This is a genomic window from Paenirhodobacter sp., assembly GCF_047600745.1.
Taxonomy (GTDB): Bacteria; Pseudomonadota; Alphaproteobacteria; order Rhodobacterales; family Rhodobacteraceae; genus Rhodobacter.
In genome coordinates this window covers 737310-753727 of record NZ_JASGKI010000001.1, presented here as the reverse complement: position 1 = coordinate 753727, position 16418 = coordinate 737310, and the positions used below count along the sequence as shown (strand labels likewise).

The 16418-nt window shown below is 67.3% G+C and carries 17 protein-coding genes, 1 other RNA gene and 1 pseudogene; 12 read left to right on the top strand and 7 right to left on the bottom strand.

Annotation, left to right across the window (positions count from 1 at the left end; all coding sequences use genetic code 11):
* Positions 1-181: 181 nt before the first annotated feature.
* Complete coding sequence (locus tag QM789_RS04025; protein ID WP_420350663.1) at positions 182-538, top strand: ArsR/SmtB family transcription factor; 357 nt, start codon at positions 182-184, stop codon at positions 536-538.
* Here the strand turns inward: QM789_RS04025 and QM789_RS04020 are convergent.
* Positions 505-2091, bottom strand: a complete 1587-nt coding sequence (locus tag QM789_RS04020) for a glucan biosynthesis protein (protein ID WP_420350662.1) — start codon at positions 2089-2091, stop codon at positions 505-507. The two genes, QM789_RS04025 and QM789_RS04020, sit on opposite strands and share 34 nt — an antisense overlap.
* Positions 2092-2340: 249 nt before the next feature.
* Between QM789_RS04020 and nrdR the strand changes: the two genes are divergently transcribed.
* Both nrdR and ribD read left to right on the top strand, forming a co-directional pair.
* On the top strand, positions 2341-2808 hold the full coding sequence (gene nrdR, locus QM789_RS04015; RefSeq protein ID WP_420350661.1) for a transcriptional regulator NrdR: 468 nt from the start codon (positions 2341-2343) through the stop codon (positions 2806-2808).
* A gap of 14 nt (positions 2809-2822) precedes the next feature.
* Complete coding sequence (gene ribD, locus QM789_RS04010; protein ID WP_420350757.1) at positions 2823-3887, top strand: bifunctional diaminohydroxyphosphoribosylaminopyrimidine deaminase/5-amino-6-(5-phosphoribosylamino)uracil reductase RibD; 1065 nt, start codon at positions 2823-2825, stop codon at positions 3885-3887.
* Here the strand turns inward: ribD and QM789_RS04005 are convergent.
* The 3 genes from QM789_RS04005 to QM789_RS03995 form a co-directional block, all read right to left on the bottom strand.
* Entirely contained in the window at positions 3884-5824 is a 1941-nt protein-coding gene (locus QM789_RS04005) for a capsular polysaccharide biosynthesis protein (protein ID WP_420350660.1), read from the bottom strand. The two genes, ribD and QM789_RS04005, sit on opposite strands and share 4 nt — an antisense overlap.
* Positions 5824-6954 carry a polysaccharide biosynthesis/export family protein gene (locus tag QM789_RS04000; protein ID WP_420350659.1) on the bottom strand — a complete coding sequence of 377 codons (1131 nt, stop codon included), beginning with the start codon at positions 6952-6954 and terminating at the stop codon, positions 5824-5826. The genes QM789_RS04005 and QM789_RS04000 overlap by 1 nt, the downstream gene beginning before the upstream one ends.
* Positions 6955-7050: 96 nt before the next feature.
* The gene (locus tag QM789_RS03995) at positions 7051-8337 is read right to left on the bottom strand and encodes a capsule biosynthesis protein (protein WP_420350658.1); all 1287 of its coding nucleotides are present in this window, start codon (positions 8335-8337) and stop codon (positions 7051-7053) included.
* A 181-nt stretch (positions 8338-8518) separates the two neighbouring features.
* On the opposite strand from QM789_RS03995, the gene QM789_RS03990 reads away from it, so the two are divergent.
* From QM789_RS03990 to rpmG, 8 genes and pseudogenes are all read left to right on the top strand, one after another.
* Positions 8519-9115, top strand: a complete 597-nt coding sequence (locus QM789_RS03990; RefSeq protein WP_420350657.1) for a riboflavin synthase — start codon at positions 8519-8521, stop codon at positions 9113-9115.
* A complete protein-coding gene (gene ribB / locus QM789_RS03985; RefSeq protein ID WP_420350656.1) occupies positions 9112-10248 on the top strand; it encodes a 3,4-dihydroxy-2-butanone-4-phosphate synthase in 1137 nt (378 codons plus the stop codon). Before QM789_RS03990 ends, ribB begins: the two co-directional genes overlap by 4 nt.
* Before the next feature lies 1 nt (position 10249).
* Positions 10250-10801: a 6,7-dimethyl-8-ribityllumazine synthase gene (locus tag QM789_RS03980; protein WP_420350655.1), complete on the top strand. Its 552-nt coding sequence runs from the start codon at positions 10250-10252 to the stop codon at positions 10799-10801.
* Positions 10798-11296: pseudogene (gene nusB / locus QM789_RS03975) on the top strand (transcription antitermination factor NusB). The gene QM789_RS03980 and the pseudogene nusB overlap by 4 nt, the downstream one beginning before the upstream one ends.
* 93 nt (positions 11297-11389) lie before the next feature.
* A complete protein-coding gene (locus QM789_RS03970) occupies positions 11390-11719 on the top strand; it encodes a hypothetical protein (protein WP_420350654.1) in 330 nt (109 codons plus the stop codon).
* A gap of 299 nt (positions 11720-12018) precedes the next feature.
* Positions 12019-12417, top strand: an RNA gene (rnpB, locus tag QM789_RS03965) — RNase P RNA component class A.
* A 111-nt stretch (positions 12418-12528) separates the two neighbouring features.
* Positions 12529-13239, top strand: coding sequence for a DUF533 domain-containing protein (locus QM789_RS03960; protein WP_420350653.1), 711 nt, complete (start codon positions 12529-12531; stop codon positions 13237-13239).
* A 115-nt stretch (positions 13240-13354) separates the two neighbouring features.
* Positions 13355-13522, top strand: a complete 168-nt coding sequence (rpmG, locus tag QM789_RS03955; RefSeq protein ID WP_011750518.1) for a 50S ribosomal protein L33 — start codon at positions 13355-13357, stop codon at positions 13520-13522.
* A 295-nt stretch (positions 13523-13817) separates the two neighbouring features.
* Here rpmG and QM789_RS03950 read toward each other — a convergent pair whose 3' ends face one another.
* Genes QM789_RS03950 through QM789_RS03940 form a run of 3 tightly spaced genes read right to left on the bottom strand, consistent with a single transcriptional unit; the run spans position 13818 to position 15814 of the window.
* Positions 13818-14348 (bottom strand): adenine phosphoribosyltransferase, encoded by a 531-nt coding sequence (locus QM789_RS03950; RefSeq protein WP_420350756.1) that lies wholly within the window; start codon positions 14346-14348, stop codon positions 13818-13820.
* The gene (mtnP, locus tag QM789_RS03945; protein ID WP_420350652.1) at positions 14348-15184 is read right to left on the bottom strand and encodes an S-methyl-5'-thioadenosine phosphorylase; all 837 of its coding nucleotides are present in this window, start codon (positions 15182-15184) and stop codon (positions 14348-14350) included. Before mtnP ends, QM789_RS03950 begins: the two co-directional genes overlap by 1 nt.
* 30 nt (positions 15185-15214) lie before the next feature.
* Complete coding sequence (locus QM789_RS03940) at positions 15215-15814, bottom strand: flavin reductase family protein (protein WP_420350651.1); 600 nt, start codon at positions 15812-15814, stop codon at positions 15215-15217.
* 72 nt (positions 15815-15886) lie between these two features.
* Here QM789_RS03940 and QM789_RS03935 point away from each other — a divergent pair, with 72 nt between their 5' ends.
* A complete protein-coding gene (locus QM789_RS03935; protein ID WP_420350650.1) occupies positions 15887-16372 on the top strand; it encodes a GNAT family N-acetyltransferase in 486 nt (161 codons plus the stop codon).
* The last annotated feature ends 46 nt before the right edge of the window (positions 16373-16418 follow it).

The window sequence follows — 16418 nt, the reverse complement described above, 5'->3', positions numbered from 1 at the left end:
CGGGACTTGATAGTCGTCACAGGGACGTGAGTCAATTCCGTTAGCGCCCACGTCTGGCGCGGCAACGCATTGAAAAGACATGATTTCCGAAATTCATGCCGCGCCGCGGCGGGATTCCGGGCGGATTCCGACATTCAACCGAAAGGTTGACGTTTTGCGCCCGCCCCCGCATCACTCGGGGATGAACAGCCCCGCTTCCCTCGATGCGATCTTCTCCGCGCTGGCCGATCCGACCCGGCGGGCGATCCTGACGATGCTGCTTGAGGACGACATGGCGGTGACCGATGTGGCCGAGCCTTTCGCGATGTCGCTGGCGGCGATCTCGAAACATCTCCAGATCCTCGCCGAGGCGGGGCTGATCACGCAGGAGAAACGCGGGCGGCTGAAGTGGTGCAAGCTGGAACCGCAGGCGATGGCCGGGGCGATCACCTGGATCCAGAGCTTTGGCCTGCTGGAACCGCTCGACCTCGATGCGTTCGAGCGGTTCCTTGAGAGCGAACTGGATCAGAGCTCCATCGCGGTGCGCGGCGAGAACTGATAGCTCCAGGTCTCGGTCAGCGGCACGCCGTCCATCGCCATATACATGCGCAGATCGGCGCTTTCGTCCGGGCCGAGCGCGATGTCGAAATTCGCGCGCCAGATATTGCCGTTCGGCACCGGCTCCGAGAAGATGCGGCTGATCGTGCCCGCGCTGGTGGTCACGACGACCTCGGGGAACACGCCCCACGGGATCCGCTGCATCACCGCCGGACGGTCGAATTCCACGCCGAAGTGATAGACCCCCGGCGGGCGCGGCTGCCCGGGCGTACCGCCCCGGCCGATCCGGGTCGCCACGGTCTGGGCGATGTTTTCCGCCGCGAAGGGTTCGGTGCTCTGCCAATACAGCCGATAATGCAGGTCGTAGCGGTTGCCCGCCGTGGCCGGCGTCTCGGGTACCCAGAAGGCGCCGATATTGTCGTGGATCTCGTCATCCGTCGGGATTTCGAGCAGTTGCACCGACCCGCGCCCAAAGGGTGTGACCGGCTCGACCCAGAGGCAGGGGCGGCGGTCATACATCACGCCGTCCAGGAAATGGTCGAAGTTCCGGTCACGCTGCAACAGGCCGAAGCCGCGCGGATTTTCATCGACGAAGGCCGAGACGCGGGTGAAGGCCGGGTTGTTCAGCGGGCGCCAGATCCGCTCCCCGCTGCCGGTCCAGAGCGCGAGCCCGTCGGAGTCATGCACCTCCGGGCGCCAGTCGGACAACCGCAGCTTGCCGTATTCGCCGAACCAGAACATCGAGGTCAGCGGCGTCAGGCCGAGCCGGTCCACGTCCCGACGCAGGAAGACGGTGGCCTCGACCTCCATCTGCACGCCCTTGGCGCGGTCGAGCCCGCGGATCATGCGGAACCGATAGGCGCCGGTGATGCTCGGTCCGTCGAGCAGCGCTGACACCACGACCGGCGCATTCGGATCGGCGGATTGCTCGATGTAGAATTCGGTGAAATCCGGGAATTCCTCCGGCGCGTCCGGATCGGCGGCGTTGAGCGACACGCCCCGCGCCGACAGGCCGTATTGCCCGGCCGCCCCGATCGCGCGGAAATAGGACGCGCCGAGGAAAGCGACCCAATCCTGCCGTGGCCAATCCGCTTCGGTATGCCATTCCTGCAACCGGAAGCCCGCGAACCCCGCATCCGCCGGCAGCTTGCGCGCCGGGCTGTCCTCGGGCATCTCGAAGAAGTCGGTGCTGTAGGGGACTTCGGTCGCCTGACCGTTCACCACCGTATACATCCGCACGCGCCGGGTGAAAAACTGCCCCAGATGGAAGAATTCGAGCGGATAGCCCGCCGGAAGCTCCGATCCGGGCTGCCCGGCGAACAGCGCCTTTTCCGGGCGGAACTTCAGCTTGCCATGCTGGGTGTAGTCGATCTGGGCGACCACTTCGGGCGAGGGCTGATAGGGCGGAACATAGGCCGCCGCCGCCAGATCCTGCGCCCGGGCAACAAGGGCTTCGTGGCTGAAGGGGGTGGCCTGCGCCATCAGGCGGACCGGCATCATCATCGCACCCGCAAGCGCGGTGGCGCCTTGCAGAAGGGCTCTCCTGCTCAACATCTTGGATCTCTCCATGGCCGGGACCGCCCCGGCTGCCTCCCCTGCATATGCGCGAATATCGCGGTTGGGAACGGGATTTTGCGCGGCCCGGCGGGGCCTTGCCGCTGAGTCCGGCGCGCCACACCGGCCCCGCTGCATCTGGTATGTGGATAATTCCGCTACCCAAGGCATCGGTGCCCCCCTATAGTCCTGCGCAAACCGGGGCGGCAGACCCCAGATATGAGGCGGAACAATAGGAAAGGGAACGCGATGCGCTGCCCGTTTTGCGGCAATGTCGATACGCAGGTGAAGGACAGCCGTCCGGCCGAAGACCATGTAGCCATCCGGCGGCGGCGGTTCTGTCCGGCCTGCGGCGGGCGTTTCACCACCTATGAGCGGGTGCAGTTGCGCGATCTGGTGGTGGTGAAATCCTCGGGCAAGCGCGAGGACTTCGACCGCGACAAGCTGGAGCGCTCGATCCGCATCGCGTTGCAGAAACGCCCGATCGAACCGGAGCGGATCGACCAGATGATTTCCGGCATCGTGCGGCGGCTCGAAAGCCTCGGCGATACCGATATCCCCTCGCGTACCATCGGCGAGATCGTGATGGAGGCGCTGGCCCGGATCGACACCGTGGCCTATGTGCGTTTCGCCAGTGTTTACAAGAATTTTCAGGCCGCCGGAGATTTCGACAAATTCGTCTCCGAACTGCGGCCGCGCACGAGTGAACCGGAGTGAGCGACCACCGCTATATGGCGCTGGCGCTTTCGCTGGCTTCACGCGGGCTGGGCAATGTCTGGCCCAATCCGGCGGTGGGCTGCGTGATCGTGCAGGGCGAACGGATCGTCGGGCGCGGCTGGACGCAGCCGGGCGGGCGGCCCCATGCGGAGCGCCGCGCGCTGGATCAGGCCGGGGAGGCGGCGCGGGGCGCGACCGCCTATGTCACGCTCGAACCCTGCGCGCATCACGGCCAGACCCCGCCTTGTTCGGAGGCGCTGATCGCGGCGGGTGTCGTGCGGGTCGTCACCGCGCATGAGGATCCGGATCCGCGTGTGGCGGGGCGCGGCTATGCCATGCTGCGCGCGGCGGGGATCGCGGTCGTGACCGGGGTGATGGAGGCCGAGGCGCGGGCGCTACAGGCCGGGTTCCTCAGCCGGATCACCCTCGGGCGGCCCTGGGTCGCGCTGAAGCTGGCGAGCAGTTTTGACGGTCGGATCGCGCTTGGCAATGGCGAGAGCCAGTGGATCACCTCGCCCGAGGCCCGGGCGCGGGTCCATGCGCTGCGGGCGCGGTTCGATGCGGTGATGGTCGGCGGCGGCACGGCGCGGGCGGATGACCCGCTGCTGACGGTGCGCAGCTTTGTCCCGCTGCGGGCGCCGGTGCGGGTGGTGGCGGCCTCGCATCTGGGCCTGCCGAAGGGGCGTCTGGCCGGGTCTCTGGCCGAGGCGCCGCTGTGGCTCTTGCACGGGCCGCATGCGCCGGGGACGGAGCGCGACTGGTGGCGGGCGCAGGGCGCCGAGGTGATCGAGGTTGCCGAGCGCGACGGGCGGCTGGATCCGGCACAGATGCTGGGGGCGCTTGGCGCGCGCGGGCTGACGCGGGTGTTCTGCGAAGGCGGCGGCGAATTCGCGGCGGGGCTGATGCGGGCCGGACTGGTGGATGAGCTGATCGGCTTCACCGCGGGCGTGGCGATCGGCGCGGAGGGGCGCCCGGCGCTTGGGCCGATGCGGCTCGACCGGCTGGCCGATGCGCCGCGGTTCGCGCTGCATGCGGTGGAGCCGATCGGGGGCGACGTCCTGAGCCGCTGGCGCCGCTAACGCCACAGATGCGCGCGGGAGGCGAACAGCCCCTGTAGTTTCGCCAGGAGCCGGTTCGGCCGGGGCAGGGGGCCTTGCAACCGCTCGACGATGACCTCGGGCGGGCAGGGCAGGCCGGAGATCGGGTCGAAATAACGCGGGTAACCGATCAGCACGGCATGGGCGAGGTGGCGCAGATCCGGCTTTGCCCGGCGGCGTTCCGGCACCGGGCGAAGGTCGCGCGTCAGGCCCCAACCGGCGTAGAAGGGCGTGCCCGTGACGGTGACCGGCGTCGCGCGCAAAAGCGCCTCGAACCCGAGGAGGGAGGTCATCGTCCAGACCTCATCCACCGCTTCGATCAGCGCGATCGGGTCGGCGTGGCGCAGCACCCGGTCGGCATGGCGCAGGGCTTTGGCCTCGGGGATGGCGCCGGGGCGCAGGCCGGCCTCCACATCCGGATGAGGTTTGAAAAGGACAATCGCCCCCGGGTTTTCCGCCCGCACCCGGCGCAGCAAGGCCAGATTTGTGCAAGTCTCTCCGGCGCCAAGGCGGATCGAGGCGTCATCCTCCACCTGTCCGGGAACCAGAATGCGGTGCCCCGGCGGCAGATCCGGCAGCGCGCCGCCGAGGTTGTATTTCGACAGCCCCGCCGCCCGGATCGCCGCCATCAGACGTTCGGCCCGCGCCGTGCCTCCGGGCGGCAGCGGCGCGGCGATCAGGGTTTCGAGGTCGGACGGGCGCGTCGGATCGTAATAGATCCCGGTCGTATCGGCGACGAGCGACAGCGGCGGCACCAGCTCGGCCCCGAGCCCGCGCGAGCGCAGGAAGCCATCCTCGACCCGCAGCGCGGTCAGGTCGCGCGGCGCGGTCCCGGCCCAGGCCAGCAGGCCGCGCCCCTCCCGCCGGGCGATGGCGGCGGCGCGCGGCGCGGGGTCGGCGAAGCGGAGCGGGCCGAAGAAGCGCCGCAGCGGGCGCCGTTTCCACAGCCGGATCCCGGTTGCGACATGGCCCAGGCGGTCCTGCCGCCAGGCGCGGACCTCCGCCTCCAACTGATCCACGGCTTCCTCGAAGGTGCAGGGGCGCAGGCGGCAGGGGTCGAACCAGACAGGCGCGCGCAGATGGCTGGCGGCAAAGAGCCGTTCCACGGTGGCGGACCCAAGGCGCGGGAAGGTCTGTTCATCCGTGCTGAGCCCCCAACCGGCATAGAAGGGCGTGCCGAAGACGCGGGGGCGGTGCCCGGCGAGGATCGCCTCATAGCCGAGCTGCGACGACACGGTATAGACCGCCGTCGCCCCGGCCAGCATCCGCCAGGGGGACACGGCATCGCGGCACAGTTCCGCATCGCCGGGGCCGAAATGACCGGGGCGCAGGCCCGCGCGGCTTTCCGGATGGGTTTTGATCACGATCCGCGCGCCGGGATGTTCGCGCCGCGCGGCCTTTAGCATCCGGGGAAAGGCGGAGGGATCGGGGGCCGAGGCATCGCCCCGCAGCTGATCCACCACCAGAACATAGCCCGGGCGCGGCGGCTCCTGCCAGAAGTCGTTGTATTTCGAGAGATCGAGTGCCTGAAGCCGGGCGATCCCCTCCGCCGCGCGGGCGTGCAGGGCGGGATCCTCGGGCATCTCCCGGATCAGGGTTTCGATCTGCGAGGGGCCATCGTAATGCAGGCCGATCGGGTCGATTAGCAGGCCGAGCGGTGCGCGGGACTGCCGCGCCCGCCCCGGCAGGACGGAGCGCAAAAAGGCATCCTCGACCCGCACGATCCCGGCCCCGCGCCAATGTGCCACGGCCTCGCCGCGCCAGGCCCGGGGCGCGCGGCCCCAGACCGCCACACGATCCCCCGGCCCCGGCAGCCCGAGGCGGATTTCCCATCCCGCGGCTTCCAGGATCCGGCGGATGTCGCGGCGGAGGAACCCGGCGGTATAGGGGAAAAGCCTGCGCCCCGGCGCCCCGGGCATCAGTTCCCGCTGGCGAGATTGTCGACCGAATTCGCCGTCGTGACCGGGCCGGTAAGCGCGGCGAGCGACTTTTGCCACTGCACATAGGGCGCTTCGGTGACATAGATCGTATCGTCGTCGCGGATCATGAAATCGCGCGCGACGAACATGCCGTTCGGCTCCGTCAGGTTCAGCACATAGGCCACGCGCTGCCCGCCGGACAGATCGCTTCGGCCCAGTACGGAATTGGCGATCGCGGGGGATTCGGTGCGGAAGACGAAGATCCCCTTCGGATCGGCGAGGTTGGTCTGCAACCCGCCGACGCTGGCGAGGGCTTCGAGGACCGAAAGCTCCTGCGTCTCGAAGGGCACGCGCGCCTGTGCCCCGGTCGCGCCAAGCGCGGTGAACGCACGGGTGTCCTTTTCCACCAGAATCACGTCGCCCGGACGCAGGGCGATGTCGAGCCGGGGGTTCTTGTACAGATCCTTCAGCCAGACCGTGCCGGTGCGCGTACCGCGGGTGACGGTGATCTTGGCGACCTCGGGCTTGACCGACACGCCGCCTGCCCGGGCGATCATCGCCGAAAGGGTGCGGGTCGGCCGTTCGATCGCATAGACGCCCTGCGCCGCGATTTCGCCCATGATCGACACCGTTGCGCCATCGCCCGGGGCGCGGGCCACGGCGACCTGCGGATCCGGCGTCTGTGCCGCGAGCTTTTCGGTGATGATGCCGCGCAGGGCCTCGGGCGTGTTTCCCGCGGCCTTGATGCGCCCGGCGTAGGGGATGAAGATGTTGCCGTTGCCGTCAACCTGCACCTGGGTCAATTGCGTCGGCGTGCCCTTCTGGCTCATCACGCCTTCCTCGACGTTTTCCCAGATCGTCAGGGTCAGCGTATCGCCCGGGCTGATTGTGTCGGATCCGAGGACGCCCGCGTTCAGGAAGCTGCTGCCGAAGCCGAGCGGCGGCTGCGCCGAGGCGATCCGCGTGACGCGCGCATCGACCGGGACGATGAAGGCATTGCCGCCCTTTTCGATGCCACCGGCCAGGATTTCCTTGCGGCGCGGGCCCGATCGCGGCAGGCCGCAGGCCGTCGTGAGCAGGGTAGCGGACAGGCCGAGGACAAGGGACCGGCGGGTCGAAAGGAGGTTCACTGCTCGGGCTCCACGTTGGGCGTTCACGATTTTGCGACAACCTACCGAATTGCCCGGGATTTGGCGAGTCCGGCTGGGGTATTCTGCGGCATGGGATCAGCCGACAAGACGCAACTGTTGCCGCGGTGCCGCGTTTCCGGCGGGCAGCGCGTCATAAGGATCTTCGGGGGCGAGCATCATGTCCACCACCTGCCGCAGCAGGGCACGCCGACCGCGTGCGGAGTAGAAGCCGCCGGGAACCTGGCTCGTCTCCAGCAGATAGTGGCGATAGTCGCGATAGGCGCGGGTATCGGGTCGGCGCGGCGCGGCAAAAAACTCCGGCAGCGGTTGTTGCGCGACGAATTCGGGCTTGTCATAGACCGCCCGGCCGAAAATCTTCAGCGGCAGGCCGTGCCAGAGAACCTGTTGCCCCGCGGTGGAATTGACCGTCACGGCGGAGCGCGCCTGAGCGAGCAGCGGGGCGAGCTTGCCGCCGCGCAGGAAATGCACCCGGCCCCGCAGCCCGTGGCGGGCGATGGCTTCGCGGATGGTGCGGGCGATATGGGCGCGGCCATCCTCCAGCGGATGGGCCTTCAGCACCAGATGATGATGCGCGGGCGCGCCCTCGGCGAAGCCCGCCATCACCAGGTCGATGAATTCGGTCTGCGAGGCGAAGCCGGAATGGTTGCGGAAACTCGAATCATGTTCCAGTTGCAGCAGCACCAGATGATAGGGGAAGCCGCCGCGCCGCACCTTCCGGGTTTCGATCGCGCGCTGGATCCGGTGCAGCGGCATCGCCAGAAGGCGTTTCAGATACAATTCGAATTCCTGCATCACCGACATGCCCCGGTGCGGGACGAAATTCCGGTAGGCCCGGCCCCCGAACAGGACCAGAAAATGATAAAGCGCGCCATAGAACACATGCTGGCGCATGTCGCCCCAGCGGGCGGGGGCGTCGGGCTGGTCGATCTCGCTCGCGGCGAGCGCGGCGCGCATCTGGGCGACGGAGGTGTCCATCAGGCGGGAATGGCCGTTGGAGCCGTCACGCTCATAGGTAACCCAATAGGGCCGCAGGTAGCCTTCCTCGAAGATATGCACGGTGATGCCGAGGTAGCGGGCCTCTCGGATCGCCTGCGCATGGATCGGCCGGCAATCGCCGTACAGTACCAGATCGGTGACGGCATGTTCCGCCATCAGTGCGGCAACCCAGTCCGCCCAGCGGTCCGCGTCGCCGTTGAACCTGTGGAAACCGGGGGCGCGGAACCAGAACGCCTCGTCCCCACGGTTGAAGCCGACCCGCAGCACGCGCGCCCCCGCCGACCGCAGCATCTCGCCGAGTTGCCGGAAGAACGGGCCATGCGGGCCTTGCAGCATCAAAAAGGTGCGGTCATCAAAAGGAAGCATACTGACGTCCCGATTAGCGCCTCTTTGCGCTGCTGTCACGATTCTGTCGCCGAGCTTCGCGCAAAAAAGCGATCAAAAGGTGAATCCCCGCTCATCCGCCGCAACCACGGAAGGAGAGCGCGCCTTTGCCTTGCACCGGGGGGGCGGGGCCGCTAGCTAGGGCGAAACGGAGGGATCAGGCATGTTCACCGGAATCGTGACCGACATCGGCGAAGTGCGGGGCGTGACGCGTGGCGGCGATCTGCGCGCGCGGATCGGCTGCCATTACGCGATGGAGGGCGTCGATATAGGGGCCTCGATCGCCTGCGACGGGGTTTGCCTGACGGTGGTGGCGAAGGGGCCGGACTGGTTCGACGTGGAAATCTCGGCCGAAACGGTGTCGAAGACCAGCATCGGCCATAACGGCTGGCCGATCGGGCACCGGCTGAACCTCGAACGCGCGCTGAAGGTGGGCGACGAACTGGGCGGCCATATCGTTTCGGGCCATGTCGACGGTGTGGCGGAAATCATCGACCTGCGCGACGAGGGCGACAGCACGCGATTCACCTTCCGCGCGCCCGAGGCGCTGGCGAAATACATTGCGCCGAAGGGGTCCGTCGCGCTCAACGGCACCTCGCTCACGGTGAACGAGGTCGCGGGATGCGACTTCGGCGTCAACATCATTCCGCATACCAAGGCCGTGACGACCTGGGGCACGGCGCAGGTCGGCGATGCGGTGAACCTCGAAATCGACACGCTCGCGCGCTATGTCGCGCGGTTGCAGGAGTGGAAAGCATGACCGTTCAGCCCGTGGACAAATCCGTTCCCGCCGATGTGCCCGGCCCGGTCGAGCGCAGCTATCGCGATGCGATCTCGCCGATCGAGGAAATCATCGACGACGCGCGCAACGGCAAGATGTTCATCCTCGTCGATCACGAGGACCGCGAGAACGAGGGCGACCTGGTGATCCCGGCGCAGATGGCGACGCCGAATGCGATCAACTTCATGGTCACCCATGGGCGCGGGCTGGTCTGCCTTGCGATGACCAGCGACCGGGTGGACCAGTTGGGCCTGTCGCTGATGGCGGCGACGAATTCCTCGCGGCATGAAACCGCCTTCACCGTTTCGATCGAGGCGCGCGAGGGCATCACCACCGGGATTTCGGCGCAGGACCGCGCGCGGACCGTTTCGGTCGCGATCGACCCGACGAAGGGGCGGCAGGATCTGGCGACGCCGGGGCATGTCTTCCCGCTGCGGGCGCGCGACGGCGGCGTTCTGGTGCGCGCGGGCCATACCGAGGCATCGGTCGATGTGGCGCGGCTGGCGGGGCTGAATCCGGCGGGCGTGATCTGTGAAATCATGAACGAGGACGGCACGATGGCGCGGCTGCCCGATCTGGTGGCCATCGCGCAGCGGCACGGGCTGAAGATCGGCACGATTTCGGACCTGATCGCCTATCGCCGCCGGCACGACAATCTGGTGCGCGAAACGGCGCAGAAGCCGGTGACCTCGGTCTTCGGCGGCGACTGGTCGATGCGGATCTTCACCGATCAGACCGAGGGCGCGGAGCATATCGTGCTGACCAAGGGCGACCTGACCACCGATGCGCCGGTGCTGGTGCGGATCCATGCGCTCGACCCGCTGACCGATGTGCTGGGGCTGAACGCGGCGCGGGCCGGGGATCTGGGCCGGGCGATGGAGGCGATCGCGGCCGAAGGGCGCGGGGCGGTGATCCTGCTGCGCGATACCTCGATGAAGCTGCTCGACCCGGCGCAGGCCTCGCCGCAGACGCTGCGGCAATACGGGCTCGGGGCGCAGATCGTTTCGGCGCTCGGGCTGTCGCGGCTGGTGCTGCTGACCAATTCGCAACTGCCGAAGGTGGTGGGTCTCGAAGGCTACGGTCTCGAAATCGCGGGCACGAAAGGATATTGAGATGGCCGGAACGGAAACGCATTACACCTTGCCGCTGCCGGTTTTTGACAAGCCGGTGCGCCTGCTGATCGTCGTCGCGCCCTATTACCGCGACATCGCCGATAATCTGATCGCCGGGGCGCGGGCGACCGCAGCGGAAGCGGGGGCCACGGTCGATCTGATCGAGGTGCCCGGCGCGCTGGAGGTGCCGACGGCGATCGGCATGGCCTCGCGGATGGCGGATTACGATGGTTTCGTCGCGCTGGGCTGCGTGATCCGGGGCGAGACGACGCATTACGATACGGTCTGCAACGACAGTTCGCGCGGGCTGACGATGCTGGGCCTTCAGGGGGTCTGCATCGGCAACGGCATCCTGACGGTGGAAAACCGGCATCAGGCCGAGGTCCGCGCCGACCCGGCGGATCAGAACAAGGGCGGCGGTGCGGCGGCTGCGGCCTTGCATCTGGTCGCACTCTCGCGCAAATGGGCGACCCGGACGAAGGGGATCGGCTTCCGCCCGCAAGGTGAGTCGATCCGTCTGGCCGGAGAGCCCGAAGGAAGCCATCAAGCATGACCGAAGCCACCGAAGCCCCGAAGAAGCCCACGCCCGAGGAAAAGCGCCGGATGAAATCCGCCGCGCGTCTTTATGCGGTGCAGGCATTGTTCCAGATGGAGGCTTCGGGGCAGGGGGTGGATCGCGTCGCGCGGGAGTTCGAGAAGCTTCCGCTTCGGCCTGCCGCTCGACGAGGGCGGCGAGGATCTGGCCGAGGGCGACGCGAACCTGTTCCGCCGCCTGCTGGACGATGCCGTCACCTGGCAGGCGAAGATCGACCAGGCGACGGATGCGGCGCTGGTCGCGAAATGGCCGATCTCCCGCATCGACCCGGTGCTGCGCGCGCTGTTCCGCGCCGCCGGGGCGGAGCTGGTCACGGTGGACACCCCGCCGAAGGTGGTGATCAACGAATTCGTCGAGGTCGCCCGCGCCTTCTTCCCCGAGGGCCGGGAGCCGAAATTCGTCAATGCCGTGCTGGACCACATGGCCCGCGCCCTGCGCCCCGAGGCATTCTGACGCATTTGCGGCAAAAATTCGCTGCCGAAGCAAAGTTGGCTGTTTGATTCCCCGCGGCATGTTCTACATTCATAGCAACGTGGGGGAATCGTGATGCCAGAGCTTGTTCGTCTTTACATCCGCAATGTCGCGATCGGCGCGGGCCTGTCGGCGGTTTTCGTCGGGCTGCTGCTGGGGTTCAATGTCGCGAATCTGCGGCATCTGATCCTGACCTCCGACGTGGGCTATATCGCGATCGCGCTGCTGTTCGTGTTCAACACGATCGTTTTCGCGGGGGTGCAGTTCGGCATCACGATCATGCGCATGGCCGAGGATGAGACGCCTCCGGGCGGTGGCAGGCGCGATGCGATCCCGCTGGCCGAGATGGTGCCGATCCCCGTTCCGGTCGAAACCCGGGTGACGCGGCGCCGGATACACCGCTAAAACAGGCAGGCCCCCCGTTTCCGGAGGGCCCCCGTTTTCGAAAATATGTGCATGTGGCGGAAACCGCAGCGACCGTGCGGGCGTGAATTTCCCGAGAGCCTGACATGATCAGGTGGGAGCCAGGTAACGAGGCCAGGACCCCGACAGAGCCAGCCCCCTCAGGAATGGTTATCGGCCACTGGAAAAGGGCCCGTCCACGCGAGGAGCAGTAACCGCCGCCCATGGAGATAGGCGCTGCCGCCCGCTTCGGCAAGGGATTCCATTGACGCCCGGGCCGGATCTGCCTAAGGGGAGGGCGCGCGGTGGGCTGGATGGCCGCGGCTGCCCATAGCTCCGTTCCGCGGACAGCTGGGGGGCCGAGGAAAGTCCGGACTCCATGAAGCAACGGTGCCGGGTAACGCCCGGCGGGGGTAACCCCAGGGAAAGCGCCACAGAGAAGAGACCGCCCCGGATCCGTCCGGAGCAAGGGTGAAACGGTGGGGTAAGAGCCCACCGCGGGACTGGCAACAGGACCGGCATGGCAAGCCCCACCGGGAGCAACGCCGAATAGGGATCACGCGCCCCACGGGGCAGGGGAGCTTCGCCCCGAGGGATCCGGGTTGGTGGCTTGAGGCCGCGGGCAACCGTGGGCCCAGAGGAATGGTCATCCAGGGGCTTCGCGCCCCGGACAGAATCCGGCTTACAGGCCCACCGCGCAAACTTTCCCCCAAAGGCGGCGACAAATTGCCACCTGTCGATTTCTCTTGGCGAAAGCCCCGTGTCCGTGCCCATATTGGAGATGACATGGGTATCCATGAAAGGGGAACCGAATGAGTTTCGTCAAGACACTGGCCACTCTGGCCATCGGCTTTGCTGCGGCGCGCGGTGTGGAGAAATATCGCGAACTGGGCGGTGTGGAAGGCGTGAAGGGCGCGCTGAAGGGCGCGGGCGCCCCCGGCGGCATGGCCGACCAGATGGGCGACTTCGCCGAGAAACTGGGCGTGCCTGGCGGCAGGGCCGCCGTGCGCGACATGTTCAACAAGTTCGGCACTCAGGCCGCCTCCGCCACCGGGGCGACGGAGGCCGGGCTGGGCAATCTGATGGGGGCGCTGACGGCGGCGGCCTCTTCGGGGGCCAAGGGGCTGGGCGACATGTTGCAGGCCGCGACGGCGGGCACCCCGGCCAATACGATCATGGAGGAGCAGGCGAAGCTGATGATCCGCGCCATGATCCAGGCCGCCAAGGCCGATGGCGAGATCGACGCCGGCGAGCGCAAGGCGATCATGGATCATCTGGGCGATGCCTCGGATGAGGAACTGGCCTTCGTCAATGCTGAACTGGATGGGCCGATCGACATCGCGGGCCTTGCCGCGGCGGCGGGGGAGAGTACGAAGGCGCAGATCTATTCCTCGGCGCTGATGGCGATCACGGTCGATTCGGAGGCCGAGAAGCAATATCTGCAACAACTCGCCGCGGCGCTTGGCCTCGATGCCACGAAGGTGGCCGAGATTCACGGCGCCATGGGCAAGTCGGCCGTCTGAGACCAAAGAATTTTGCGCCCCGCCCGGTTTCGAGGTTGACTCCGGGCGGGGCGCCGCTAAAAGGCGGGCAAGGATTTCGCGGGCTCCTTGGCGCCCGCCGCTAGGAGACTGTAAAATGGCGAAGCCGACGACGATCAAGATCCGTCTGAACTCGACGGCGGGCACCGGGCACTTCTATGTGACCAAGAAGAATGCCCGCACCATGACCGAAAAGATGACCGTGAACAAATACGATCCGGTCGTCCGCAAGCATGTCGAATACAAGGAAGGCAAGATCAAGTAAGATCGCGCCGACCTTCAGGGTTCAGGGGCCGCGCCTATGCGCGGCCTTTTGCTTTTCCGGCAGCGGATTCAGACGCCGGATCGACCATGCGGGGATCCCGCGCGGCAGCGGGCATGCGCGCCGATCGGGTCAGACACCGCGCGGGCGTTCCCGCAGGTCTGAACAGACACCGGGGGGAAGGGGGCAGATCACATTGCGGAAAGGGCGCTATGTGGGAGTGAAGGGCGTTCCTGTCGATCAGATCAGGCGCCGCGGGTTACAAGGGGCGCGGATGGGCTCGCGGGTGCGGGCGCGATCAACCGCCCTCGAAGGCGCACAGAACGTTGATGTTCAGCCCGAGCGATTCCAGCAACTGCCGCCCGCCCAGATCCGGCAGGTCGATGATGAAGGAACAGCCGACGATCACTCCGCCCAGCCGCTCCACCAGTTGCGCCCCGGCATGGCAGGTGCCCCCGGTGGCGAGCAGGTCATCGACGATCAGCACCCGCTCGCCCGGCTGGATCGCGTCTTCGTGGATCTCCATGATCGCCTCGCCATATTCCAGCTTGTAGCTTTGCGCGATGGTGGCGCCGGGGAGCTTGCCCTTCTTGCGGATCGGCACGAAGCCTTTCGACAGCTGATGCGCGATCGCCCCGCCCAGGATGAAGCCCCGCGCCTCCAGCCCCACCACCTTGTCGATCGGTTCCCCGGCCCAGGGGTGGAGCATCTCGTCCACCGCCATGCGGAAGCCGCGCGCATCGGCAAAGAGCGTGGTCACGTCGCGGAACAGGATTCCTTCCTTCGGGAAATCGGCGATCGTGCGGATGTAATCCTTGACGGTCTTCATCATCGGCCTTTCAGCAGGGGGGCAAGCCGCGCGACCGCCTCCGGGTCGCGCTTCGTGGGGGCGGTCATGATCGCGCCGTTCAGCGCCCGGCCGCAGGGGCAATCGGCATCGTGCATCAGGCCGGGAAGGGCGGCGATCACATCGCGTGCGCGGGCGGCATTGGCCCGCGCCGTGGCGACGACCTGCGCCACATCCACGGCGTCGTGATCCGGGTGCCAGCAGTCGTAATCGGTGATCATCGCGATGCAGGCGTAGCACAGTTCGGCTTCGCGGGCGAGCTTGGCCTCCGGCATGCCGGTCATGCCGATCACATCGGCGCCCCAGCTGCGATACAGGCGGCTTTCGGCGAGGGTGGAGAACTGCGGCCCCTCCATCGCGACATAGGTGCCGCCCAGCGGCGCCTGCGCCGCCCGCGCGCAGATTTCCGAAAGGCGCGGGCAGGTCGGATGGGCGAAGGGCACATGCCCCACCAGCCCCGGCCCGAAGAAGGTCTTTTCCCGCGCGAAGGTGCGGTCGATATACTGATCGACGATCAGGAAGCTGCCCGGCGCATAGTCCTCGCGCAGCGACCCCACCGCCGAGACCGCCACCACATCCGTCACCCCCAGAACCTTCAGCGCATAGATATTGGCGCGGTAGGGGACGGAGGTCGGCGTATGCACATGCCCCCGGCCATGGCGCGGCAGGAAGGCCATGCGCATGCCGTTCAGCGTGCCGGTGAGAATCTGGTCCGAGGGCGGGCCGAAGGGGGTGTCCACGCTGCGCCATTCGGCGCCTTCCAGCCCGGCGATCTCGTAAAGCCCCGAGCCGCCGATCACCCCGATCATCCGTTCCATACCGCCCCCTGCTGTCCTGCGGCGAGGAAATCAGCCCCCCGGGGGACGGTCAAGCGCGAAGGTCTCGGTAATGGCGGCATAATCCTTGTAGCCCAGCCGGCTGAGCCGGTCGGGCGGCAGGTAGCGCCCACCGTTCAGGCAATCGGGGCGGATATGCACGCCCGTCACCTCGCCCAGGACCAGCACATTCGCCGCGCCCAGCAGCGGCACGATCTGCGTCACCCGGCATTCGAGCGCGGCGGGCGCCTCGGCCACGCGCGGACAGTCGATCGTCTCGCAGGGCGCCTTCGCGATCCCGGCGGCGGTGAATTCATCCTCCCCGGCGGGCAGCGGGGCGGAGGTGGCGTTCATCGCGTCGATCAGCGCGCGGGTGACCATGTTGACGCAGAACACGCCGGTTTCCCGGATCTGCGCCACGGTGTCCTTGGTCCCCTCCCGGTCGGATTTGGCCGCAGTTGAGGCGAACATCACCTGCGGCGGTACATAGGCGACCGCGTTGAAGAAGGAATAGGGCGCCAGATTGTCCCCCATCGCCCCACGGGTGGAGATCCAGCCGATCGGTCGCGGGGCGACGATGGCGTTGAACGGGTTGTGCGGCAGGCCGTGGCCCTGTGCGGGTTTGTAGAACATCGCTTCCCCCCTGAATTGAACCTGACATGTAACGGTGCTAGGCGCGATGCGCGAGGGATTCGAGGGCGCCGGATGTATCAGCTGGAAGAAGAGAGCGATGCCGACTGGTGGGAGGTGGAGGCGCTGTACGACCTTTGCTTTGCGCCGGGGCGGACGGCGCTGTCTTCCTACCGGCTGCGCGACGGGGTGGAGAAGGTGCATCCGCTGTGCCTGACGCTGCGCGAGGATGGCGTTCTGGCGGCGGTGATCCGCTATTGGCCGGTGCAGGTCGGCGGGCGGCGCGTGCTGCTGCTTGGCCCGGTGGCGGTGCATCCGACGCGGCAGGGCGAAGGGCTGGGCGGTCTTCTGATGTGGGAAAGCCTCGCCGAGGCGCGGCGGCTGGGGTGGGAGCGGGTGCTTCTGGTCGGCGATCAGCCCTATTATCAGCGGTTCGGTTTCTGGAAAATCGACGGGGTGACGATGCCGCCGCCCACCAACCCGGACCGGGTGCTGGCGCTGGACCTGATACCCGGCGCCTGGGAAGGCGTGCGTGGTCCGGTCGAGAAATTCACCGGCTGACTGGCGAAATCCGACGGAAGCCCCCATATTCAGGGGGTGACACCGG

What these genes read in the sequence shown, in the direction of transcription:
- QM789_RS04025 (WP_420350663.1), top strand. Translation starts at nt 182, where the DNA reads ATGAACAGCCCCGCTTCCCTCGATGCGATCTTCTCCGCGCTGGCCGAT.
- QM789_RS04020 (WP_420350662.1), bottom strand. Translation starts at nt 2,091, where the DNA reads ATGTTGAGCAGGAGAGCCCTTCTGCAAGGCGCCACCGCGCTTGCGGGT.
- nrdR (WP_420350661.1), top strand. Translation starts at nt 2,341, where the DNA reads ATGCGCTGCCCGTTTTGCGGCAATGTCGATACGCAGGTGAAGGACAGC.
- ribD (WP_420350757.1), top strand. Translation starts at nt 2,823, where the DNA reads ATGGCGCTGGCGCTTTCGCTGGCTTCACGCGGGCTGGGCAATGTCTGG.
- QM789_RS04005 (WP_420350660.1), bottom strand. Translation starts at nt 5,824, where the DNA reads ATGCCCGGGGCGCCGGGGCGCAGGCTTTTCCCCTATACCGCCGGGTTC.
- QM789_RS03995 (WP_420350658.1), bottom strand. Translation starts at nt 8,337, where the DNA reads ATGCTTCCTTTTGATGACCGCACCTTTTTGATGCTGCAAGGCCCGCAT.
- QM789_RS03990 (WP_420350657.1), top strand. Translation starts at nt 8,519, where the DNA reads ATGTTCACCGGAATCGTGACCGACATCGGCGAAGTGCGGGGCGTGACG.
- ribB (WP_420350656.1), top strand. Translation starts at nt 9,112, where the DNA reads ATGACCGTTCAGCCCGTGGACAAATCCGTTCCCGCCGATGTGCCCGGC.
- QM789_RS03980 (WP_420350655.1), top strand. Translation starts at nt 10,250, where the DNA reads ATGGCCGGAACGGAAACGCATTACACCTTGCCGCTGCCGGTTTTTGAC.
- QM789_RS03970 (WP_420350654.1), top strand. Translation starts at nt 11,390, where the DNA reads ATGCCAGAGCTTGTTCGTCTTTACATCCGCAATGTCGCGATCGGCGCG.
- QM789_RS03960 (WP_420350653.1), top strand. Translation starts at nt 12,529, where the DNA reads ATGAGTTTCGTCAAGACACTGGCCACTCTGGCCATCGGCTTTGCTGCG.
- rpmG (WP_011750518.1), top strand. Translation starts at nt 13,355, where the DNA reads ATGGCGAAGCCGACGACGATCAAGATCCGTCTGAACTCGACGGCGGGC.
- QM789_RS03950 (WP_420350756.1), bottom strand. Translation starts at nt 14,348, where the DNA reads ATGAAGACCGTCAAGGATTACATCCGCACGATCGCCGATTTCCCGAAG.
- mtnP (WP_420350652.1), bottom strand. Translation starts at nt 15,184, where the DNA reads ATGGAACGGATGATCGGGGTGATCGGCGGCTCGGGGCTTTACGAGATC.
- QM789_RS03940 (WP_420350651.1), bottom strand. Translation starts at nt 15,814, where the DNA reads ATGTTCTACAAACCCGCACAGGGCCACGGCCTGCCGCACAACCCGTTC.
- QM789_RS03935 (WP_420350650.1), top strand. Translation starts at nt 15,887, where the DNA reads ATGTATCAGCTGGAAGAAGAGAGCGATGCCGACTGGTGGGAGGTGGAG.